The organism is Siminovitchia acidinfaciens, assembly GCF_003605385.1.
GTDB lineage: Bacteria > Bacillota > Bacilli > Bacillales > Bacillaceae_C > Siminovitchia > Siminovitchia acidinfaciens.
In genome coordinates this window covers 175,684-194,079 of record NZ_QYTV02000002.1, presented here as the reverse complement: position 1 = coordinate 194,079, position 18,396 = coordinate 175,684, and the positions used below count along the sequence as shown (strand labels likewise).

Annotated in this window: 19 protein-coding genes and 1 pseudogene; 15 read left to right on the top strand and 5 right to left on the bottom strand. The window is 32.1% G+C overall.

Going from position 1 to position 18,396, the window contains the following annotated elements:
• The first annotated feature begins 151 nt into the window (after window positions 1–151).
• Window positions 152–646 (top strand): hypothetical protein, encoded by a 495-nt coding sequence (locus D4T97_RS05220; RefSeq protein ID WP_126048436.1) that lies wholly within the window; start codon window positions 152–154, stop codon window positions 644–646.
• Between the two features lie 426 nt (window positions 647–1,072).
• On the opposite strand, the gene D4T97_RS05215 is transcribed toward D4T97_RS05220, so the two are convergent.
• The 3 genes from D4T97_RS05215 to D4T97_RS05205 form a co-directional block, all read right to left on the bottom strand.
• Window positions 1,073–1,543: a hypothetical protein gene (locus D4T97_RS05215; protein WP_126048434.1), complete on the bottom strand. Its 471-nt coding sequence runs from the start codon at window positions 1,541–1,543 to the stop codon at window positions 1,073–1,075.
• 84 nt (window positions 1,544–1,627) lie between these two features.
• Window positions 1,628–1,873 (bottom strand): hypothetical protein, encoded by a 246-nt coding sequence (locus D4T97_RS05210; protein WP_126048432.1) that lies wholly within the window; start codon window positions 1,871–1,873, stop codon window positions 1,628–1,630.
• 2 nt (window positions 1,874–1,875) lie between these two features.
• Window positions 1,876–2,094: a hypothetical protein gene (locus D4T97_RS05205; RefSeq protein ID WP_126048430.1), complete on the bottom strand. Its 219-nt coding sequence runs from the start codon at window positions 2,092–2,094 to the stop codon at window positions 1,876–1,878.
• Between the two features lie 966 nt (window positions 2,095–3,060).
• Here D4T97_RS05205 and D4T97_RS20430 point away from each other — a divergent pair.
• The 10 genes and pseudogenes from D4T97_RS20430 (at window position 3,061) to D4T97_RS05165 (ending at window position 12,429) form a co-directional block, all read left to right on the top strand.
• Entirely contained in the window at window positions 3,061–3,243 is a 183-nt protein-coding gene (locus tag D4T97_RS20430; protein ID WP_164525477.1) for a hypothetical protein, read from the top strand.
• Between the two features lie 306 nt (window positions 3,244–3,549).
• Window positions 3,550–4,512, top strand: a complete 963-nt coding sequence (locus D4T97_RS05200; protein WP_126048428.1) for an endonuclease NucS domain-containing protein — start codon at window positions 3,550–3,552, stop codon at window positions 4,510–4,512.
• Between the two features lie 238 nt (window positions 4,513–4,750).
• A pseudogene (locus D4T97_RS20720) lies at window positions 4,751–5,162 on the top strand (hypothetical protein).
• A 198-nt stretch (window positions 5,163–5,360) separates the two neighbouring features.
• Window positions 5,361–6,059 (top strand): hypothetical protein, encoded by a 699-nt coding sequence (locus D4T97_RS05190; protein WP_126048424.1) that lies wholly within the window; start codon window positions 5,361–5,363, stop codon window positions 6,057–6,059.
• 159 nt (window positions 6,060–6,218) lie between these two features.
• Window positions 6,219–6,665: a GIY-YIG nuclease family protein gene (locus D4T97_RS05185; RefSeq protein WP_126048421.1), complete on the top strand. Its 447-nt coding sequence runs from the start codon at window positions 6,219–6,221 to the stop codon at window positions 6,663–6,665.
• A gap of 282 nt (window positions 6,666–6,947) precedes the next feature.
• Complete coding sequence (locus D4T97_RS20425) at window positions 6,948–7,109, top strand: hypothetical protein (RefSeq protein ID WP_164525476.1); 162 nt, start codon at window positions 6,948–6,950, stop codon at window positions 7,107–7,109.
• Between the two features lie 652 nt (window positions 7,110–7,761).
• Window positions 7,762–8,973: a protein kinase domain-containing protein gene (locus D4T97_RS05180; RefSeq protein ID WP_126048418.1), complete on the top strand. Its 1,212-nt coding sequence runs from the start codon at window positions 7,762–7,764 to the stop codon at window positions 8,971–8,973.
• Window positions 8,974–9,129: 156 nt separating this feature from the next.
• Window positions 9,130–9,417 (top strand): YjcQ family protein, encoded by a 288-nt coding sequence (locus tag D4T97_RS05175; RefSeq protein WP_126048416.1) that lies wholly within the window; start codon window positions 9,130–9,132, stop codon window positions 9,415–9,417.
• Between the two features lie 114 nt (window positions 9,418–9,531).
• Window positions 9,532–10,527: a DUF4365 domain-containing protein gene (locus D4T97_RS05170; RefSeq protein WP_126048414.1), complete on the top strand. Its 996-nt coding sequence runs from the start codon at window positions 9,532–9,534 to the stop codon at window positions 10,525–10,527.
• A gap of 966 nt (window positions 10,528–11,493) precedes the next feature.
• A complete protein-coding gene (locus tag D4T97_RS05165) occupies window positions 11,494–12,429 on the top strand; it encodes an HIRAN domain-containing protein (RefSeq protein ID WP_126048411.1) in 936 nt (311 codons plus the stop codon).
• A gap of 231 nt (window positions 12,430–12,660) precedes the next feature.
• Here D4T97_RS05165 and D4T97_RS05160 read toward each other — a convergent pair whose 3' ends face one another.
• Window positions 12,661–13,104, bottom strand: a complete 444-nt coding sequence (locus D4T97_RS05160) for a hypothetical protein (protein ID WP_126048409.1) — start codon at window positions 13,102–13,104, stop codon at window positions 12,661–12,663.
• Window positions 13,105–13,377: 273 nt separating this feature from the next.
• Here D4T97_RS05160 and D4T97_RS05155 point away from each other — a divergent pair, with 273 nt between their 5' ends.
• The 4 genes from D4T97_RS05155 (at window position 13,378) to D4T97_RS05140 (ending at window position 16,896) form a co-directional block, all read left to right on the top strand.
• Window positions 13,378–13,755: a hypothetical protein gene (locus D4T97_RS05155; RefSeq protein WP_126048407.1), complete on the top strand. Its 378-nt coding sequence runs from the start codon at window positions 13,378–13,380 to the stop codon at window positions 13,753–13,755.
• Between the two features lie 395 nt (window positions 13,756–14,150).
• Entirely contained in the window at window positions 14,151–14,966 is an 816-nt protein-coding gene (locus D4T97_RS05150) for a lipid II flippase Amj family protein (protein WP_126048404.1), read from the top strand.
• A gap of 240 nt (window positions 14,967–15,206) precedes the next feature.
• Window positions 15,207–16,526, top strand: a complete 1,320-nt coding sequence (locus D4T97_RS05145; RefSeq protein ID WP_235872162.1) for a hypothetical protein — start codon at window positions 15,207–15,209, stop codon at window positions 16,524–16,526.
• The gene (locus tag D4T97_RS05140; protein ID WP_164525475.1) at window positions 16,489–16,896 is read left to right on the top strand and encodes a hypothetical protein; all 408 of its coding nucleotides are present in this window, start codon (window positions 16,489–16,491) and stop codon (window positions 16,894–16,896) included. The genes D4T97_RS05145 and D4T97_RS05140 overlap by 38 nt, the downstream gene beginning before the upstream one ends.
• 289 nt (window positions 16,897–17,185) lie before the next feature.
• Here D4T97_RS05140 and D4T97_RS05135 read toward each other — a convergent pair whose 3' ends face one another.
• Window positions 17,186–17,950 carry a hypothetical protein gene (locus tag D4T97_RS05135; protein WP_126048399.1) on the bottom strand — a complete coding sequence of 255 codons (765 nt, stop codon included), beginning with the start codon at window positions 17,948–17,950 and terminating at the stop codon, window positions 17,186–17,188.
• Between the last annotated feature and the right edge of the window lie 446 nt (window positions 17,951–18,396).

Genomic DNA, 18,396 nt, shown 5'->3' with positions numbered 1-18,396 from the left:
GAAGTCGGGAGCGTACGGTTAGTACGCATCTCGACTCTTTTTTTATTTAATCAAAAAGCATATAATAAATGTACTTGTTAGGGATTAAGGAATTCGAAAAAGTGAATAACGAATAAATGAAGAGGCTTCTTATAAAAGGAGAGATATTCGAATGGATTTTATTGAAAATTTAATTAAAGAAATTAATAATTTGGATGAAAAAAACTATAATTCTTTTATATTATATGCATTTGATTATCATAGACGATACTTAAAAAGGAATAAATTAAGAATGCGCGATTTTAAAGACCAAATAGAACTTTTTTTAAGTTCCACATCGAAAAAAATATCTAAAGCAAATATTAATTCCTTTCTTTATGCTTTAGCAAAAATAAATTCTCAAGAAGGATTAAATTCCATTTCAGGAGAAAAAATCCAATGGAGGAGTAAAACAGAGGAGTTATTAAGTTTTAGTTTAGAAACGGATTTACCGTTATATGTAGATTTATCTCATTTAGATAAGGAAAATATAAAAAAGATTGAACGAATTTTAACTAAACTAGTAATAGCTTCAATAGGAACAACAAAAGAAGAAACAAATGAAAGATTAAATATTATGGATGAATTTATAAAAAATTATATAGGTTATAATGATTTGAATAATTAATTTCGATTACGTTTTTTCAATCACAGAACTTTTTTTCTATAAAGTATATCCGGACTTTCCAGAAAAAAGATTTAAAATTTAATAAAAAACTTTAACCACGAGAGTAGATATAAAAGTAAAAGGCTAACAATGAAATTCCTAAATCAACCCAAGTTCATTCAACAGCTTTGCTAAACATAGCAAGTTATGACCAGCACCAATCATTTTTAAATGAATATGTATACAATTACAATGGCTTTTCCGATTAGTATAAACGAAAGGAAAATCAATATTTTTAATAGGGCAAGCAGTGGAAAAAAATTTATAACAAAAGGCAAACAAAAATTGTCTTGTTAGCACTTTGATATAACTTATATTTTAGGAGGCTATACATACAGTACCCTTGTCTTTAGGAAAAAATATACGCTTGACCAATCCAGTATTTTTTCAAATAAAAAAAACCGAAAAAAACGAGTTCACTCCTCTAGTTCTTTCTTTTTTTTTAACCTTTATAGGTTTTTCATAAGCTTCGCGCTGTATTTCTTCTAGGGTTTTCCCATAAATCTCATTTAGTGAATCGTTAAACAATTTGCCAATCAAGTTATTTTCAACCCTCATATCTAAAGTAATCATTAACTCACCAGATGCGACCTTGTCCAAATGCCACCACCATTCTTTTAATGGCTTATTTGTTGAAAAATCATAAACGTTTTCAAGTTGTTCCTTGAACTTATCTGCATTTAAAATAACTTGAAGATCGTAATAATGGAGTCTCAATCGTTCCTTATGTGTCATTAGACTGATTTTATCTTCTAAAGTATTACGAATATAGAGATCTTGCAGCGTTTCAAAAGGGCTTAACTCTAAATTTCCGATCATCATTCTGTATTGCCTAAGCTCTTTAGTTAAATCATCCACGACAACTACCCTCCTTATCGGATTTCTTGCTTTCTTTGAGGGCCTCATTCATTGCTAATTCTCCAGCCGATCTTATATATTTTCTTAGAATTTCATCATCCAATCAAAAAACAGCCTCCCCTTGATATCAATTGAAAAAATAGTACCACTCGTTTTTACTAAATCGTTTAATTTTCCCGGTTCTCTCCGAATCCCTCCAGCTGTCAATGATCTGCCGAGCAATTCTTCTGGATTCTTTGGCCGTGGATTCTGCCTTCTGACTCTAAGCGTCCTGTACTGCCCGCGGGTGATCCTCATTGTCGTCACCTTTGTCCTTTTAAACTTACTCATATCTAAATCCTTCGAATCAAACTTTTTATATCATCCGTATACGCAGCAATTACAGCAATGATCATCAGTCTTTTTTCATCTTCCACGTTGTCCAGTTTACTCCTAACTTCTTTTTCGTCGATGGCCCAGCCACCGTGCAACATATTGAAAATCACACAGTCCTTAACCATCTCCAACCTGCATTTTTTAATGAATTCCGGATCCGTTAGCTGGCTTTCCATAACAGCCACCCTTTACTAATTATTTGTAACACTGCGGGAAATACTCTCTTAATAAAATAAGAAGAGGATCATTCTGCGATAAAGAAACCGTGGTCATTTGAAAATCATCGTGTTTCGAATCCTGGAGTTTTTGAAGCAAAATCTTCCTATACTTCGCCTTAGAAATTCTGGATTTCATCTCCATATTCAATTCAGGTGGCTGTCTTTACTATATCGCAATGATTTCTTTAATATTATGTCCCGAGTGTAATTTTTCCTCCTAAGGGATTTTATAATTTTGATTGGATAGATAGCAGGAATAATATTTGCAAAAAAATTTTATGGTAGGATACAAATTATGCGGTTTACTCATAGGTGAAATTCAATTATTATGCAACTTTATCCGATAGTATATTTCAAATATGTATTTGTTTTACTGGATAAATTGGAGACTGGTTGCGTTTTCTTTTAAAAGAACACTATACTGAAGAAGTTGAGATATTTATACTCAACTGTGGTTCAAACGAGATCCGCTTGCTTTTACCTCTTCCACAAGCTTAGCAAGCGGATTACCCCTTGGAATAAAAACGATAATGAGTATTGTAGGGGAGGAGAATCTCTCTGTAATATTGAAAAACTTCCGTATTTACCGAGACATAAGTAAACCTCCACCTTGGGGGATTTAAATCTTTTAAAGAATTTAAGCAGATGAACGTCACTTTTGTCCCTTTATAAGACAATATTAATTAGCAAGGGCTTCAGAAGAAAATCCAATGGGTGAGGTGCTTTCTAACTTGAAAAGATTTAAGCTTAAGCTTCAAACGCAGCATTCTGAAAGAATAATCAAAATCATTCGTGGCCAGTAAAGAACTCTTCGAACCCGCCGGAATAATCCTCGACCTGGCGATTCAGAGGAATTTACTCGAAAGGTTGTCGAGAGTTGGAAAGAAGCTGTAAGGTCTGGGAAAGTTAAAAAGTTCGGAAGGAATGAATGAAACTATGACCCAAGTAAATGACTTTATGAATGAGTATGAATATAGCAACGATAAAACGATTCAAAAAGCAATTGAATCAATTAAAAACGGAAGAACAGAAGAAGAAGTTCAAAAGGAATTTAATCTAACAAACGATGATATGGATTTAATTGATTTTGTCGTTAATGAGTTTTAACTTTATTAAATGGGTGCCTGAGATCCGGCGGGAGTTTTATTTTATAGTGGCTTACTATTTTAAGTGAAAACTCTATTTTTGCACTAACTGGTGCGTTAATCGAAGAAGGATTAACGCTTTTTTGTTGAAGTTATTGAGCTAACGGGCAGGATAGTTGAAGAAAGACTTAAAGAAGGGTGAGCTTTACTAAGGTGGAAAAAATATGAATACATATAATTGATCATAAGAATTGGAGATTTTTTCCAAGATAGAGAAATTTCGGCTATTTTTTCTCCGAATTGGTCAAACTATCCTTGAGGTGAAAAAATGAACGATAATAAAATAGAAATACTCAAAAAAATCTATGGTGCCCTAAAAATTGATTATCGGTACAATGAAGGAAAAAGATACTTCGTTTACGGATTTAAAAATGAACAAGAGGAATGGAACTACAATGAGGGTGAGTTACTGTTTGTAACGGAAAATCAAAAGGAAGTAGATGATTTAAAGAATCATTTGTTTAGCATAGAAACAGGCGAATTGTATTGCACTAGCTGTTTTAAAGAAAAGAAAATAGGACAGCTAAAAGCGAAAGATACAAAGTATTGGGGATATTGTGTTTGGGATGGATTGCCATTTAAGACGTTAAAAGAACTTCAGAATAAACTTATTTCTTCTGTTGAAGAATTCAATTGGAGCAATGTAAGGGGATTAACCGACAGGGAAGACCCGCTTGTGTTTTTCGGGATTTGTTCTACATATTGTATGACAAACGAAGAAGAATATGATCATTCTGAAGCCTTCTGTGAATACGAAAAAATTATTCAAAATTATGAGCAGAAACTAGCTGCTCAATATTTAATGGATAGCTCCGAATCAGCATTAGAACATTATATTGCGGATCATATTGAGATTATAGAAGAAGGTTTGACGCTTATCGAACGTCAAAAGAAAGTGGATGGAGGAGCAGGGGTTATCGATATCTTAGCAAAAGACTTAAACAATAATATCTGTGTGATTGAGCTGAAAATTGTAGATAATGATAAATCAATCGTTTGGCAGTCCGCTTTTTATCAGTCTGAATTCGGACCAAATGTAAGAGTTATAACGATTGCACCAAATTATTCCCCGAACATCGTTAAAGCTCTTAGTAATGTAAGGAATACTGAATTAAAGTTCTATTTTATTAATGAGGATGGCCACCTCCAAATTAAAGATTATCCAGAAACCAAACAACCAGCTACAATTGTAGACATAGAATTGTTAATGGAAGAAGATGAAGCTAGTTGATTAGTATAAAAAAGAACTGAGGCAACATCTAAAGGTTTTGGATTAGAAGTAGAAAAATTAAATTACGGTACAATTAGCAGTCCAATTCGTATATGAATTGGACTGCTTTTGTTTATTGATATGCTTAGTTTAAGAACGACTTTTTATATGTTTACAAATAATTAGGAGAAATTAAGGGGAGCGAATTACTAGATGTGAAATATGAAACCATTTTTTTGGTGTTTTTATCATTCCAGCTATTTGTATTTACCCTTACAATCCAAGGCAGACAGACTTTCCTTGTAGTATTTGTCTTGGAACCAGTTGATAAAAACTTTAAAATGCAAAGGGTATCGCATTAATTTATTAAATGTGGTTGAATATGCCCAACTTTGCACGAACAAATATAAGCATTCTTGGAGTTCACCTTCCTGGACCATAGCTTTTGGGAATTATGATGGTAATGAAGAATTTGCTTTTAAACCCAATGAAATATATTGGCGTTTCAGACTTTATCCTACTCCAGAAATAGATAGCCCAACTTGGGCAGCCGGTTTTGATGAAATAACAGCAGAAATGATAATGTAGAAGTACCAGTGCGACTTTCTAGCTCGAAAAATGAAAAATTAGGACCAACGATATTAAGAAGTAGTATAAATCAATGTAAGTAGTCTATCGCTGCGGCGATCTTTGTTTATTAAGCTAACGGGGCAGGTTTGATGAAGAACGCTTTGTTAATGGAAACTTTTTCAAGCACATTTTCGTAGTTTTAAGAAGGCTTAGTCTCCAAACAAAATTAGATTAATATCCTTAATTAACTAAAAAGACTTGAAACATAGTAACGAGAGAAAATATAGAGGGTGATTTCATTGGAAATTTTGAAACAAGAGGAATTAATAAAAAAAGCGAAAGAATACAATTTAATTCCAATAGAAGTGAGAAGCATTGATACAACGAATAAAGTAATTTTAAATGTTCAAGGAATAGAGGATTTTTTAGAGATGGCAAATAGCCTAGATTCCGTATACATATATTATCTTTATAATTATTATAATAAGGCCAGTTTTATTGTTCCTGAAGAAGAATATAAATATGAAGAAAAATTACAGAAAGAAATTAAGCGTTATAACAAAGAAATAGAATGTATTGATTTTAATGTACCTTATCGTTTAATTCTTTTTATGATCCAAAACGGTACTTTTATAGGGATAGAATTGTTCCACTATTGGACAGAAGAAATGGATTTACAAACGGCTGAAATAGTTATGGATACACTAGAAAGTGAGTTTTATTCAGAAGTTAAATCAGCGAAATCTAAGAAAAGGGAACAAAGGAAGGAAGACGAAGAAAAATTAAGAGAATTCATTTTGAATGATCCTGAATTCCCAATGCAAAGTAAAAATCAAGATCTCAGATACTGGTACTTAGCAGACCTTCTGGACCAGGAAGAAATGAAACCTTATCGATACTTGGTAGAACCCTTCGGTATACCTCACACAGGAAAAGCAAAAGTATTTATGGATATTACTTTTATGCTTTATAAAGAAAAAATGAAAAACAAATCCTAATTAACTGCGGAAAAATGTGAAGTTATACACTTAAAGTTTCGGGGGCGATATTCCAAGAAGGATTATCGCTGATTTTTGTTGAAGTTATTGTACTAACGGGCAGTTTAGTGCAAGAAAAGCTTTAATAGTATTAAAAGGTTAGAAAAAGGAGTGAGCAAAATGGGGATGAAAACAACAAGGGAAAATTTTACTGGATGGGAAATAAAGCATTTAAACCAACCTTTATCGTTTGATGATGTATGGGAGTTAGGAAAAGAAAAATATAGATTTGATACGCAAGATTTAATAGGTATATATGTATTTCAGAATATTATAACCAATCGATTTTATGTAGGTAGTTCACATCACATCTTTGGCAGGTTAAAATCCCACGCTTCCTCTATGAAATCAGGAAAACACAGTTATCAGCAGATAAATGAGGATTTTAAGAAATATGGAAAGGATAGCTTTGTTTTTAAAATATTAACTTATTGTAATAATTCACAATTACATAGGTTTGAAAAAAGTTGGCTCCAAACTTATAGTGAAAAAGAAAAGCTATACAATCAAGTTGAAATTGATAATTGGGATAAGGCAAAAGGTAGATGGGTTAGAAATAGATGGTGAAAAAAATAATGTAATGGGTGTTTTACGAAGATCTTCTTTAACTAACGGGTGCATTACTTCAGGAAGGAGTAGTGCAAAAAATAGAGTCGGAGGTGTTGTATGACATTCAGGATGACGAAGTCTGAGTATCGGGAAATTTTGCTTCAAAGACTCCGAGATTCGAAACACGAAGATTTTAAAATAAATAAGGTTTCATTATCGGAGAATGATCCTGTTCTTATTTTATTAAGAAAGTATTTTGTACATTGTTCCAAGATAAGTTAGCAGGAGGGTGATCTAGGTTTGGATAGACAAAAATTAAAGGGAATTTTAAATCGATATGAAAATTTAATTCTTACTCCTCCAAAACCTGAGGATGATATTCAATATCCTGGGAGATCAAGTTCTCTAGAATCGCGCTTGGATCAATGGCGAAGAGCTTTAAAAGCAACTAAAAAATTTTAGTTATGCTAAAGAAATTTAAAATGAATATTTAATAGCACAGTATTGGGAAAGTCTGCCTAGATTGGATGAGTATTTTAAACACAAGCATTTAAGAACCCTGAAATATTAATTTTTGAAACAGTCCCAGGGAAGTTAATTGAGGTATATAGAGTAAACCCATCTTCAACTAAAGGGCGCGATTATGGAAGACCGAAGCAAAATATAACATATAACTATTAAAAAGCACAGAATTAATGCTGTGCTTTTTGCTAACTTTTTGAACTGTTATTTTATTATCAGGTTTGCGCTAATTGGCGTGTTACTCCTGTTGTTATTATCATTTTTCTGCCCCCTAACTGAACCCGTATATTCGTTTTCTTTTTTAGCATTTATTCAGAAAGATGGGCAACATTAGAGTACGACGAACTATGATATACTTAAATTAAGAGAGTGATAATTCCGAAAAATAATTTGGTATTTATAGATATTCTATTATTGCTTTATATGCTATTCCAAATAGTATCAGGTATGATTTTAACCGCCTTTTTTACACTCCAGATTTTATGCGATTGGACGTAATCTCAGTCAATAGTTAGAGTGCGTAAGATTTTCCTATTCATTACTAGTGTTCTTAGTTATTTGGGCGATTATATTAATATTAAGGGGTGACGTTGTGTCGGATTTGGATAACTTTATAAAAATAAAGTACAACCAGATATCAAGCCAATTTAACACTGAAAAATCGGTCTTATTTGAGCATTATTATACCGTGTTTAACAATATTTATTTAATAAAAATATTCGCAACAATACACAGTAATTTAAATGAACTTTTCTTTTTTATGAATAGTAAAAACGGCACCTATGGAGGCCATTACAATGCAGCAGAGAGCAGGGAATTAATAGATCTCATTGACCAAACTAGAGTACTTAAAGCTAAATTGACAGGAAGTTATAATTTTGAAGTTGACAAGTACTACCAGGAAATTATTGACTTATGTAGAACGTTCTTATCACAAAGCGGTGGAAGTAAAATACCAGAAGGATTTCCAATTATCAATCTAATAGAGGAAAAACCTATCTTTACTAAAGTCAATGGGGTAGAAATCATAAATCACAACAGTAAGACCTATACAGAAATTAAGCAAATTGGAGGAGGCTCCTATGCAAAGGTATTTAGATATCAAGACCCATATTATGGTATTGATTTTGCTTTAAAACGTGCAAATAAGGACCTGCGTGCTGATGAATTAGAGAGGTTTAAAAATGAGTTTAACGACTTAAAAGTATTAGATTCTCCCTTTATTATAAAGGCTTATACATATAACTCTGAAAAAAATGAGTATACAATGGAATTAGCAGACCAAACCTTGGAAAGATTTATGAGACATAATAATAATTCATTGTCTTTCGATTCAAGAAGAGCATTAATAATCCAGCTGCTTAATGCTTTTAGTTATATTCACAACAAGGGGCTTTTACATAGGGATATTAGTTATCAGAATATCTTGGTTAAAAAGTTTGAAGACGGAAGCTTTTTAATCAAGGTCTCAGATTTTGGATTAGTTAAGCGCCCTGAGAGTTCATTGACAAGACAAGGGACTGAAATTAAAGGGGCGATAAATGATTATTCAAATCTTGAATTAGTTGGATTTGAAAATTATGAAATAAGACACGAAACATACGCACTTGCCAAGGTAATCTATTATATATTAACAGGTAGAGAAACAAACTACCACAAGGAAGAAATAGAGCCCTTAAAGAAATTTATTTTAAAAGCTATTGGGGATATGGAAAGTCGTTTTAACGATATTGATGATTTGAAAGGTGCACTACTTACAGAGGTATTCCCAGCTGTCCGTAGAGAAAACACAAAAGAGAGGTAAAGGTAGATAGTTTTATTTATTAGGACATACCTTTATGAAAAATATAATTCTCAAAGCTAGGGAGCTTATCTATATATTGAGATTAGAATAAATATATTTAAACAATCGGGGCTATTCCCTTATACAAATACTGCAAATATAATCAGGAGGTAATTTATGAATAAAAAGAAACTAAGGTATGCTATATTGGAGGAAATTTACAATGGTAATAAAGCTCTTACGGAAGATGATTTTGCGGTTACCGCAGATCAATTCGACAATGCTGTTAGGTTTCTAAACAGAGAAAATTATTTAAAGGGTATTTTCTATGCTGATGATAGGCCTAGGCTATTTGAGGGGACTGCTTATTTATCAGAATGTGGTGAAAAATACTTAGAAGAAAACAGCTCATTAGCAAAGACATATAGGGGCTTAAAAGAAATAAGAAATTGGTTAAAACTATAGCCATTCATTGTAACGATGTTTAATCGCCTTTCTGCAATTGAGATTGTGGAATGAATTTTGTTAAAAAGGTAGTTTAACATTGGTATGCTGACTTTTCACTAAGGAGATAGTGTTATGAAATTACCAAAAGCAATAAGTCAAACTGAAAGAATAGGCGTTAATATGGTAAATGAAATAATTACCAGGGATTTGGGATGGATATTTAGGGAACAACCGACAGATGATTATGGAATTGATGCTCAAATAGAAATTGTCGATGAAAACTTGGTAACTGGAAAGCTGATTGCTGTACAAATTAAAACCGGTGAAAGTTATTTTACAAGCTCAAATGAACAAGAATTCACCTTTAGAGGAAAGATTGAGCACTTAAATTATTGGTCAAATCATTCCCTCCCCGTTGTTTTAATATTGTGTGATCCTAACGAGAATATTTGCTATTGGACTCAGGTTTCTGAGGGAAGTGTTGAAAAAACCTCTATTAATTACTGGAAAACACCTGTCCCCAAACGAAATATTTTAGGAACAAAGGCCTCTGAAAGTTTAAGGCGAATCGCTGAGAATAAAACAGTGTATGAACAGAGGTTAAATTCCTTGGGACTAGACCGAGCTTGGATGAAGGAAATAGAAGCTGGAAATAAGCTGATTTTAGAATCAGAAGAATGGGTTAATAAATCATCAGGAAGAGGATCTATATCCTTAAAAGTGATTGATCCCTGGACAGAAATTGAAAAAATAATTGTCGATTGGCCAATTGCTTTTTTTCCAATGCAGTCATATGAGGATGTGTTTGTGAAATTATTTCCTTGGGCCGACATTTCTGTTGATGATGAATTTTATGAGGAATATGATGAACAAGAGTTCCTGCTAGATTATGGAGTTTGGGATAAGGAAGACGGTAAATATTATACCTTTGGTGATTGGGACGAATGGAAAAACAGTTTACCTAAAATACGCCCCTTTAAAGTGGTTAGTGGAGAGGTTGCTGCATATAGATTGGTTTTAAATCTCAATGACATAGGCAAGGCTTTTCTGAAATTAGATAGTTATCTGAGGAAGGGAATTGAGCCATTAACTGAGAAACCTGATGAGCCAGACATATCAATTTTTTAATACCTCATACATTTTTAGATCTTGGTCGATTTTTATTGATTTAACTGATTAAAGTTCTTTTCTAAAGTACTTTTTGATCTCCCACAATCGGACGCAATTCTTGTATAAGGAATTGGTCTTTTGTCATCGGCGTGTCTTAATAATTTAGTTATGCATAATTGATACATACTACGAAGGAACACTTCGGAATTTACATATTACTTTATAAAGTAAACGAAAAAGGAGAAAATGATTTTGATAAAACTCCGAAGACCTTTTTCAATATTAGGTTTCTTTTTTTTATTTTTATATTTTATATATGTGGGAGGATACTCAACAGCTAAGTTTTTTAAGTATTCATTGGTTATGGGTTTTCTATTTTTAACCATAGATTTAATTATTATTTTATTTATCAAACTAAAAGCTAAAAATAAAAAACAATAATGGATATATTCATTTGATGGGTGAAATTGATTAATAGATATATGCACATTTCGATTACAATATGCAGTAGCTTATTTAAGAATCGGGCGCCATTATAGAGAAATCTAGCTTACTTTATAATCGGGCCATCTTTTTAGATAATTCTTTAGGAGTGATGACTATAAACCAAATGCCTTATTTTTATTTATTGTCAGCTGGCACCATAGTATTCTTGTTTATTTTGGTATCTGAGTTTTCTTACAATATAGGGTTTATACTAATCATTCTGTTACGATGTTTTTGTCCTTTTTATCGATACTTTTAGTCGTATTAATCTTTTTCTCAGTCCGCTATGTAAAACACTTTAAGGATAAAAAGGGTAAGACGTTATTATGTATATTAATATTTTTAGGAGCATTTTTTCTTTTTTTCTTTATCGTTAATTTGCTTGTTATGGTATAGAAATAATAAAAGGATGCAATCATTTGTTTTTTTAATTTTCCCATATACTCCACAATCGGACCGAGAAATAAGGGCAAAAATAAAAGGAGAGGTGTAAATCCTATGCTGCAGTTTTTCAAAAGATTATTTGGCGAAAAAAAGACTTCTGTACAATCAGATGAACCATCAGAAAAACCGAAAGGGCTCGAGAAACCTACTTCTGCAAAGCCCGTACAAACAGAACAATTAGATGAGGAATATCCTGACAAACAAGACCACAATAAGGCGAACATTCCTGTTATCGATGACCCCTCATTAAGGGTTTATAATAAACCATTCAGACAAAGTGATGATGCGGAAAATGTTGTTCGTATAATACAAAGACCGCCTGAAGGAACTCCCAAAAAAGTGGCTGAATTTGTGCCTATAGCAGGGATAAAAAAGCAAGAGAGAAATGCTCTCAGGGTTATTACGAGTAAAAGTTTCGCAATTAGACTAGAAAAAGAACCAAATAATCCCTACGATAAAAACGCTATTAGGGTGTTCGGTGATTGTGAAGTTGATGAAGAAGAAACTTCTTTTTCTTTAGGGTATATACCGAAAGATGTAGCTAAAAAACTTGCCGAATTTAATAAGTTAAAAGCGACTGTTCGAGTTATATATTTACCTACTTCTTCAAAATCTATTGGTTTACGATTGGATATTTGGAGTGAAAGAGCGAAGAGAAAAAAGATAGAAGAAAATCCATATGATAAAAATATTGAAGTTCCTGCTCGAGCCGTGGATAAAAATTTAAAGGGCGAAGAACTAGAACGCGAAGGTTATATAGAAAACGCAATTCAAATATATGAAGCGAGTTTAAGAGATCAACCTGATAATAATTATCCCTATAGGCGCTTAGTTGTTATTTATCGAAGAAGGAAAGAATATGATAAGGAAATAAAAGTAATAGAACAAGCTATTTCTAATTTTGAAGATGATAATCCGCTTCTCGAGAATTTTAAGAAGCGTTTGGAACGGGCAAAAGAATTAGCTGATAAGGTAAAAGAGAAGGAATAATTTAGGGATTTGTGTAACAAATAGTACGAAAAACCGCACTAATTCGTTTACGGTATTGAATATTTTCTTTAAACTTATGGAGATAAGCTTTTGTAAACTACCTTCACGTATTTATAAACAAACGGGCGCAACAACAGAATAAGCATTGTGTCTTATCTTGAACAACAGGAACAGATTGTGGAGTAACGAAAATTTAAAGGAGAGCGAGTATCCCGCTCTCCAAACCACTTCTTATTGTTTAAAAATAAATACCTCTTTGAATTTACGCGAATTATCCCCTTTATTGGCCCAAGTAACAATAACTTTTAAATCAGTTGCTTTTACAGAGATAGGAAAGTTCTGATGATGAAAAGTTTGTTGGTCGACATTCCTTTCCATTCCTAAATTAGAAGTAAATAATTCAAAGTCCACTGAGGAACCTGGATCATCTCTGTATGCTTCTATTCTTTCCATTTTTATAGCTTCATCGCCAATGTACTTAATATCCAGACTATATATATTGTAGACGTCTGGTTTTGGTTTAAGTTCATTACTTTTAGGTTTATCAATAACTACCTCCCAGTCTTTTGACAGTTTTGATGATGGTAACTGGTCAAGTGATGAAGCTGTACTACTTAAGGGGAATAAAAGTATTGATAAAATTGTACTTAGAATAACCACTTTATTAAATTTCATTTGCCAAACACCTTCCTTTTTCTTTATCTTGCCAAGTGTTTAGTAGGATATTCAACAAAGACAGTCTTTCGTTTAGATTCATTGATATAACTTCATTAAGACGGCTTTCCATTAAAGGACGCTTTAGCCAAATAACGCATTCACTTATGGGGCCAGACAATTGAATGAGTATTGTCTAATTATAGAGGTTGTGAAATGGAGAGGTTAGTTCAAGAAGGATAATGCTCTCCAATATTAGAATAAGTAAGGAAGAAAGTTCAATTGGAGGCTATTATGAAAAAACGTTTGCTGTTTTTGGTGCCTTTTATATTATTGTCTGTAGCGTGTAATCAAAAGACCATTTCTTTTTCAGGAGAAAGTGATTACTGGAAAGGGGAATACTCAGCAAATATTTCAGATAAAGGTACGAGGGAAGATGGAAAGTATATCTTTGGCTATAAGAATGCGACAAGCGATACATCATTTGATTGGGTAGAAATTGAAATAAACGATGGAGAAACAGGTAGGAAAGAAGAGAATTTTAAAGGGGCAACTATTATTATACCAAGATCTTGTTCGGGGTGTTCAGTAACTCGGGAAGACACAGCAATTAAAGTTAGAATAAAGTGGGACGGTGAAATGGAAGAATCATTCGTGTTAGAGCCTATGTAAGTAAATAATAATTGCTTTAAGCTCAAAAATAAAGAGAATATTAAAGTAACTGGATTGTTTGTTGTTATTAGATACTTTTTTCTAAAAGTAAATAAGGTAATTTCTGTGTTTCCTGACCCCCATTTTATTAAAGATGCTCTATTTAAATAAATGTATTAGCGGATTTAATAGGACCTCAAGTAAAACCGATATTTCGTTTAGACCATACTACAGGTAGAGGGCAATATTCCACAATCGGGCCAGATTGTTTAGTAATCTTTGGTAAGTTAAATGGCCATTTATGTTAAAATAAAATAAATTGAGAATAATTAAGTATGTAGGTTAGTGTAAAAGGAATTATACGCACCTCAAAAAACCCAAAATTTAATGAGAAAATCTTTTAAAGGGGTTTGCAAATGGAATTAATAACGAGTAAAGTTGTTGTCATTTCTATATTCTTACTAGTCATAACTATGGTTGAGACTTTGGCATATTCGACGAGAATTTCAGGGGCAAGAGTAAAATTAATTGCAACAGCCTTATCACTGTTTAGTACATTAGTTATTGTTTCAAGATTCTCAACAATGATTCAACAACCTTTAACAGCTAAACTTATAGCAGAGGCTCCCGATGCAAATAAATTAGGCTTTATAGAAGACCAATACAGGATTTTAATTGGGGTAACATCTTTTGGAGTCTTGCTTGGAATACTTCTATTTCCAACTTTTATTAACATTTTTTCAAGAGCTATTATTCAATTATCAAATGAAAGAGGTTCAGTAGTTTCAACTTTTTTTAAGCAACTAAATCCCAAAAGCCTTAAAAAGATAATTATGTGTTTCAGATTGCCAAAGATTACATACTTAAAAGGCATTACATTAAAGACAATACCGAAAAGGCTATTTGTAATTAATGTTATTGTTTCAGCCATATTTACAATAGGAGTTTTATCCTCTTTATATGCATCTATGTTAGTTCCAAAAGATTATGCACAGGCTGCATTAATGTCATCAGGAATTATTAATGGTGTAGCAACTATCCTATTGACATTATTTATAGACCCTAAAGCATCCGTATTAGCAGATAGAGTAATGAAAAATCAATGTGATTATGTATTTTTAAAGAGTTATTCATTAACGATGATTAGCTCCAAATTTATGGGAACGATTTTAGCACAATTATTATTCATTCCTGCTGCGTATTACGTAGCTTGGTTTGCTAAGTGGATTTAATTGTTATTCAATTAACGGGCGCGTTTCTACAATAGGAGGAGACGCTTTTTCACTAACGGGCAGGTTAATTGAAGACCAGTAGTGGGGGTGTGGTAATACATAGAAAAAGGATAGGGGAAATGAAACCTGAGTAAAAGTTTTCGGCATTCCGACTAACTTTATGTTGATTTTTTTTCTTTAGCAATTTGAGGAAGCATATCAGAATAGAACTATCAATTATATAGGAAGTGAAGAAGAAGGATGGAACGGGATCTAGCTGAACTAGCTGAAGGTATTTATCATCAAAAAACAAAAGAATACTTTGAAGAAGTTCTCAGCTCCTATGAGCATAGAAATTATAGATCAGCAGTAGTGATGTTATACACCGTAGTGATTTGTGATTTAGTTTTTAAATTGAACGATTTAAAGGATATTCACAATGACGACAAGGCAAAGAAAATTTTAGAGGACTTAGAAGCAGATAAAGAAGAGAATCCTGTTTCACCGGATTGGGAAAATAATCTTATTGAAAAAGCATTTAAGGAAGCAAAGTTACTAGAAAATGATGTATATACTCATATCACTACGTTGAAAAGATACCGTAACCTTTCTGGACACCCGGTTTTAAATTCATTAGAGATTTTATATAGACCTAATAAGGAAATAGTACAATCTCTTATGATTAATATGTTAGAAGGATTATTGACGAAACATCCACTGTTTACCAAAAATGTATTTGTTCCTTTTATGGTTGAAATTGAAAGAATCAAAAACGATTTCTCTACAGAAGAAAGATTGGAAATCTATTTAGAATCTAAATTCCTTGTGCATTTTAATAAAGAATTGGTTGAATATATTTTCAAACATTTATGGAAATCTGTCTTTAAAAGCAATGGAGAAAAAGAGACCAAAAATAGAAATGTTAATTACAAGGTGCTTTTAATCATCTATAGAAGATATGAAGAAATACTTTTCGAATTTATAAAGAAAGAAACTGCCCATTTTAGCGATTTTTTGGATGAAAATAGCCATATTTTAGATAAGTTTGTGGATTTCTTATCTAAGTATCCTAATGTTTATCCATTTTTAAAGGAACATACTAGACAAATATTAACCAATCGCATCAAAGATAAAAAGCAGTTGACTGTTAAAAGTTACTTTTTAACTGATTCCATAAAAACCCATTTAAAGAGATTAGATGATGAATTTCATACAACGGGCGAATATTACTATTACAATCAGCCTTATGAACACTATCATATTTTAGAAAAGGACAATATTGAGTTTCTATTCAATATTTGCCAAAAATATGATGCACTACCTGAGTTTTATGATTTAATGATTAGTCATTATTATCACAGTGGCCATTACAATACGGCAGATTACACGTTTGGTTATTGTATTAGCCCATATTTCAAAGGATTTAGTAAGGAGCAGTTGGAGTTACTATTCAAAGAAGCAAATTCCAACCCACAATGTTATGCAGGTCGTTATGCAAAAGGAAATCATAAAAAGTTATTAGAGACGGCCAAAAGTTTGTTAGGTGATGATGTGGAAGAAAAATATAAAAATTTATTTTAACGATAAAAAGGTTGTCCAGATGGAGCAGCCTTTTTATTTAGTACAAAATCAATTATTTAGAAAATCTGCCCCTGCTTTATTAGAAGCGGCTACCAAATTCATTCAAGAAGGTAGCAAAGTACAGGAAAAAGTATTAAGCATTATTGATAAAGCAATGGATACTTATGCAGACCAATTAAAAAATCAAAATTTGACTCCAGAAGAAAGAGAAAATTTGAATGATCGAATCGAACGAATGGTTGAGTTATCTTTGAAAAAAGATACGGAGTACAAACAGTGGATGGGTTACATAGTGGTTGCAACAGTAGGTGGAGTAGGTCTATTTTGGAAAGCAAAGAATTCTAACTTACTCAGAAACGTTAGATCCTAACTAATAATAATCTTTATTTTGACCCGTTAATTATTATTATTTATCCAACTACTTTAACAACGGGTTCTTTACTGTAATAACGATATTCCGTAAGGCGCTATAGTTGAATAAACATATGTGAATTTGTTGTGGTAAAATTTTTGGGTTGTTGTAGTAATAGCGGTCATTGTAGTACAAATAAGGATAGGTTGAAGCCCTTTTTACTATGCTCAGCTATCCTTCATTTTTTAACCCACTTAATGGTTAACATTAAATTTAGATGTGTTATTTTATTTTCAATAAAACTAATTCAGCTTTTTTCAACCAGTACATATCTTCTCTTCAATTGCATTTTTATCTCCCGAGCTATTTTTTTAATGAAATAATAAGGTGCGCATTCTATTAAAGTATCTAATTGATCGGTAATATCTTTTAGCATATCTTTTATTTCTATACGTTTGTCATAATTGCTATTTAATGCATAAGTTTCTTTGAAAGTTTCCACCGATCTTATATCTTTTAAAATCAATTCAAGCTGTTGGATCTTCGCAAACTCTTCAGCCATCTCTTCTTTTAATAATTCAAGGCGCCTGTTTAATTGATGTGTATTTAACCACGGAAAATTTTCATCATCTTTCATCCAATCAAATTCTTCGTGTTTTTCTAAGAAATATGAACATTTAGGGCATCTCTGTTCCGTTTTATTTCTAAACAACCAAAGATTTTGGTCCTTCGTAAAAAAATTATTATTAAAATCTATCGTAGTAATTCCGTCTATCTTTTCTGTTGGAAAATCATTCTTTTTTATTTCTTCTTCTAGCAGCTGATGGTATCGAATGAATTTCACATCGCATTTCGACTTCACACATTTAAATATTAAATTCGCCTTCTCAACTCTAGTATCATCATAAAAATCAACCGCTTTATTGTAAAGAATTTTATACTTACTAAAGTCAAAATAAGGAGGTTTAAATCCATTATCATCGACTTCAACTTCGTCATCGTCAAACATTACTTTTTTAATTGCTATGAAGGCAGAAAATAAAATTATAATGCTTATTATAAAGAATTCCATAGCGTTCTCCCTTTATTCAGTGTTTTATATCTATTATATAGTAAGGTGAGTCTGAACATTTAATTTGATCACTGAAAAACCTACCTTTTTTTATGACATAAATAAGAACTAGTAAAACGGGGTCTGTATTTTTTATAGTAGTCAAAATTTTTTCTTCGTAAATAATAAAAATGAGAATTCCATTAACGGGCGCAATTCAGTAGCAAGGATTAGTGCTCATTTCGTAATTACACTCAGATAGATGTGTTAGATCTATAACGATATCAGAAAATTGGCAGACGGCTGATGACTCTTATCCTTTTTTAATGGCAATACTATGCCCAATAATTAAAGGAGGATTAATAGAAGTGAGTTATCAGATAAACTACAATATGGTTTTCTACATCCAACTATTTATTAGGCATTTAAGAATCCAAACTTTTTTTAGGGTAATTGAACTGGATTGC

Excerpts from the sequence above, each read along its gene's own strand:
- D4T97_RS20430 (WP_164525477.1), top strand. The coding sequence starts at position 3,061 with ATGAATGAAACTATGACCCAAGTAAATGACTTTATGAATGAGTATGAA.
- D4T97_RS05160 (WP_126048409.1), bottom strand. The coding sequence starts at position 13,104 with ATGAAATTTAATAAAGTGGTTATTCTAAGTACAATTTTATCAATACTT.
- D4T97_RS05185 (WP_126048421.1), top strand. The coding sequence starts at position 6,219 with ATGGGGATGAAAACAACAAGGGAAAATTTTACTGGATGGGAAATAAAG.
- D4T97_RS05155 (WP_126048407.1), top strand. The coding sequence starts at position 13,378 with ATGAAAAAACGTTTGCTGTTTTTGGTGCCTTTTATATTATTGTCTGTA.
- D4T97_RS05175 (WP_126048416.1), top strand. The coding sequence starts at position 9,130 with ATGAATAAAAAGAAACTAAGGTATGCTATATTGGAGGAAATTTACAAT.
- D4T97_RS05210 (WP_126048432.1), bottom strand. The coding sequence starts at position 1,873 with ATGAGTAAGTTTAAAAGGACAAAGGTGACGACAATGAGGATCACCCGC.
- D4T97_RS05220 (WP_126048436.1), top strand. The coding sequence starts at position 152 with ATGGATTTTATTGAAAATTTAATTAAAGAAATTAATAATTTGGATGAA.
- D4T97_RS05165 (WP_126048411.1), top strand. The coding sequence starts at position 11,494 with ATGCTGCAGTTTTTCAAAAGATTATTTGGCGAAAAAAAGACTTCTGTA.
- D4T97_RS05200 (WP_126048428.1), top strand. The coding sequence starts at position 3,550 with ATGAACGATAATAAAATAGAAATACTCAAAAAAATCTATGGTGCCCTA.
- D4T97_RS05135 (WP_126048399.1), bottom strand. The coding sequence starts at position 17,950 with ATGGAATTCTTTATAATAAGCATTATAATTTTATTTTCTGCCTTCATA.
- D4T97_RS05170 (WP_126048414.1), top strand. The coding sequence starts at position 9,532 with ATGAAATTACCAAAAGCAATAAGTCAAACTGAAAGAATAGGCGTTAAT.
- D4T97_RS05150 (WP_126048404.1), top strand. The coding sequence starts at position 14,151 with ATGGAATTAATAACGAGTAAAGTTGTTGTCATTTCTATATTCTTACTA.
- D4T97_RS05205 (WP_126048430.1), bottom strand. The coding sequence starts at position 2,094 with ATGGAAAGCCAGCTAACGGATCCGGAATTCATTAAAAAATGCAGGTTG.
- D4T97_RS05145 (WP_235872162.1), top strand. The coding sequence starts at position 15,207 with ATGGAACGGGATCTAGCTGAACTAGCTGAAGGTATTTATCATCAAAAA.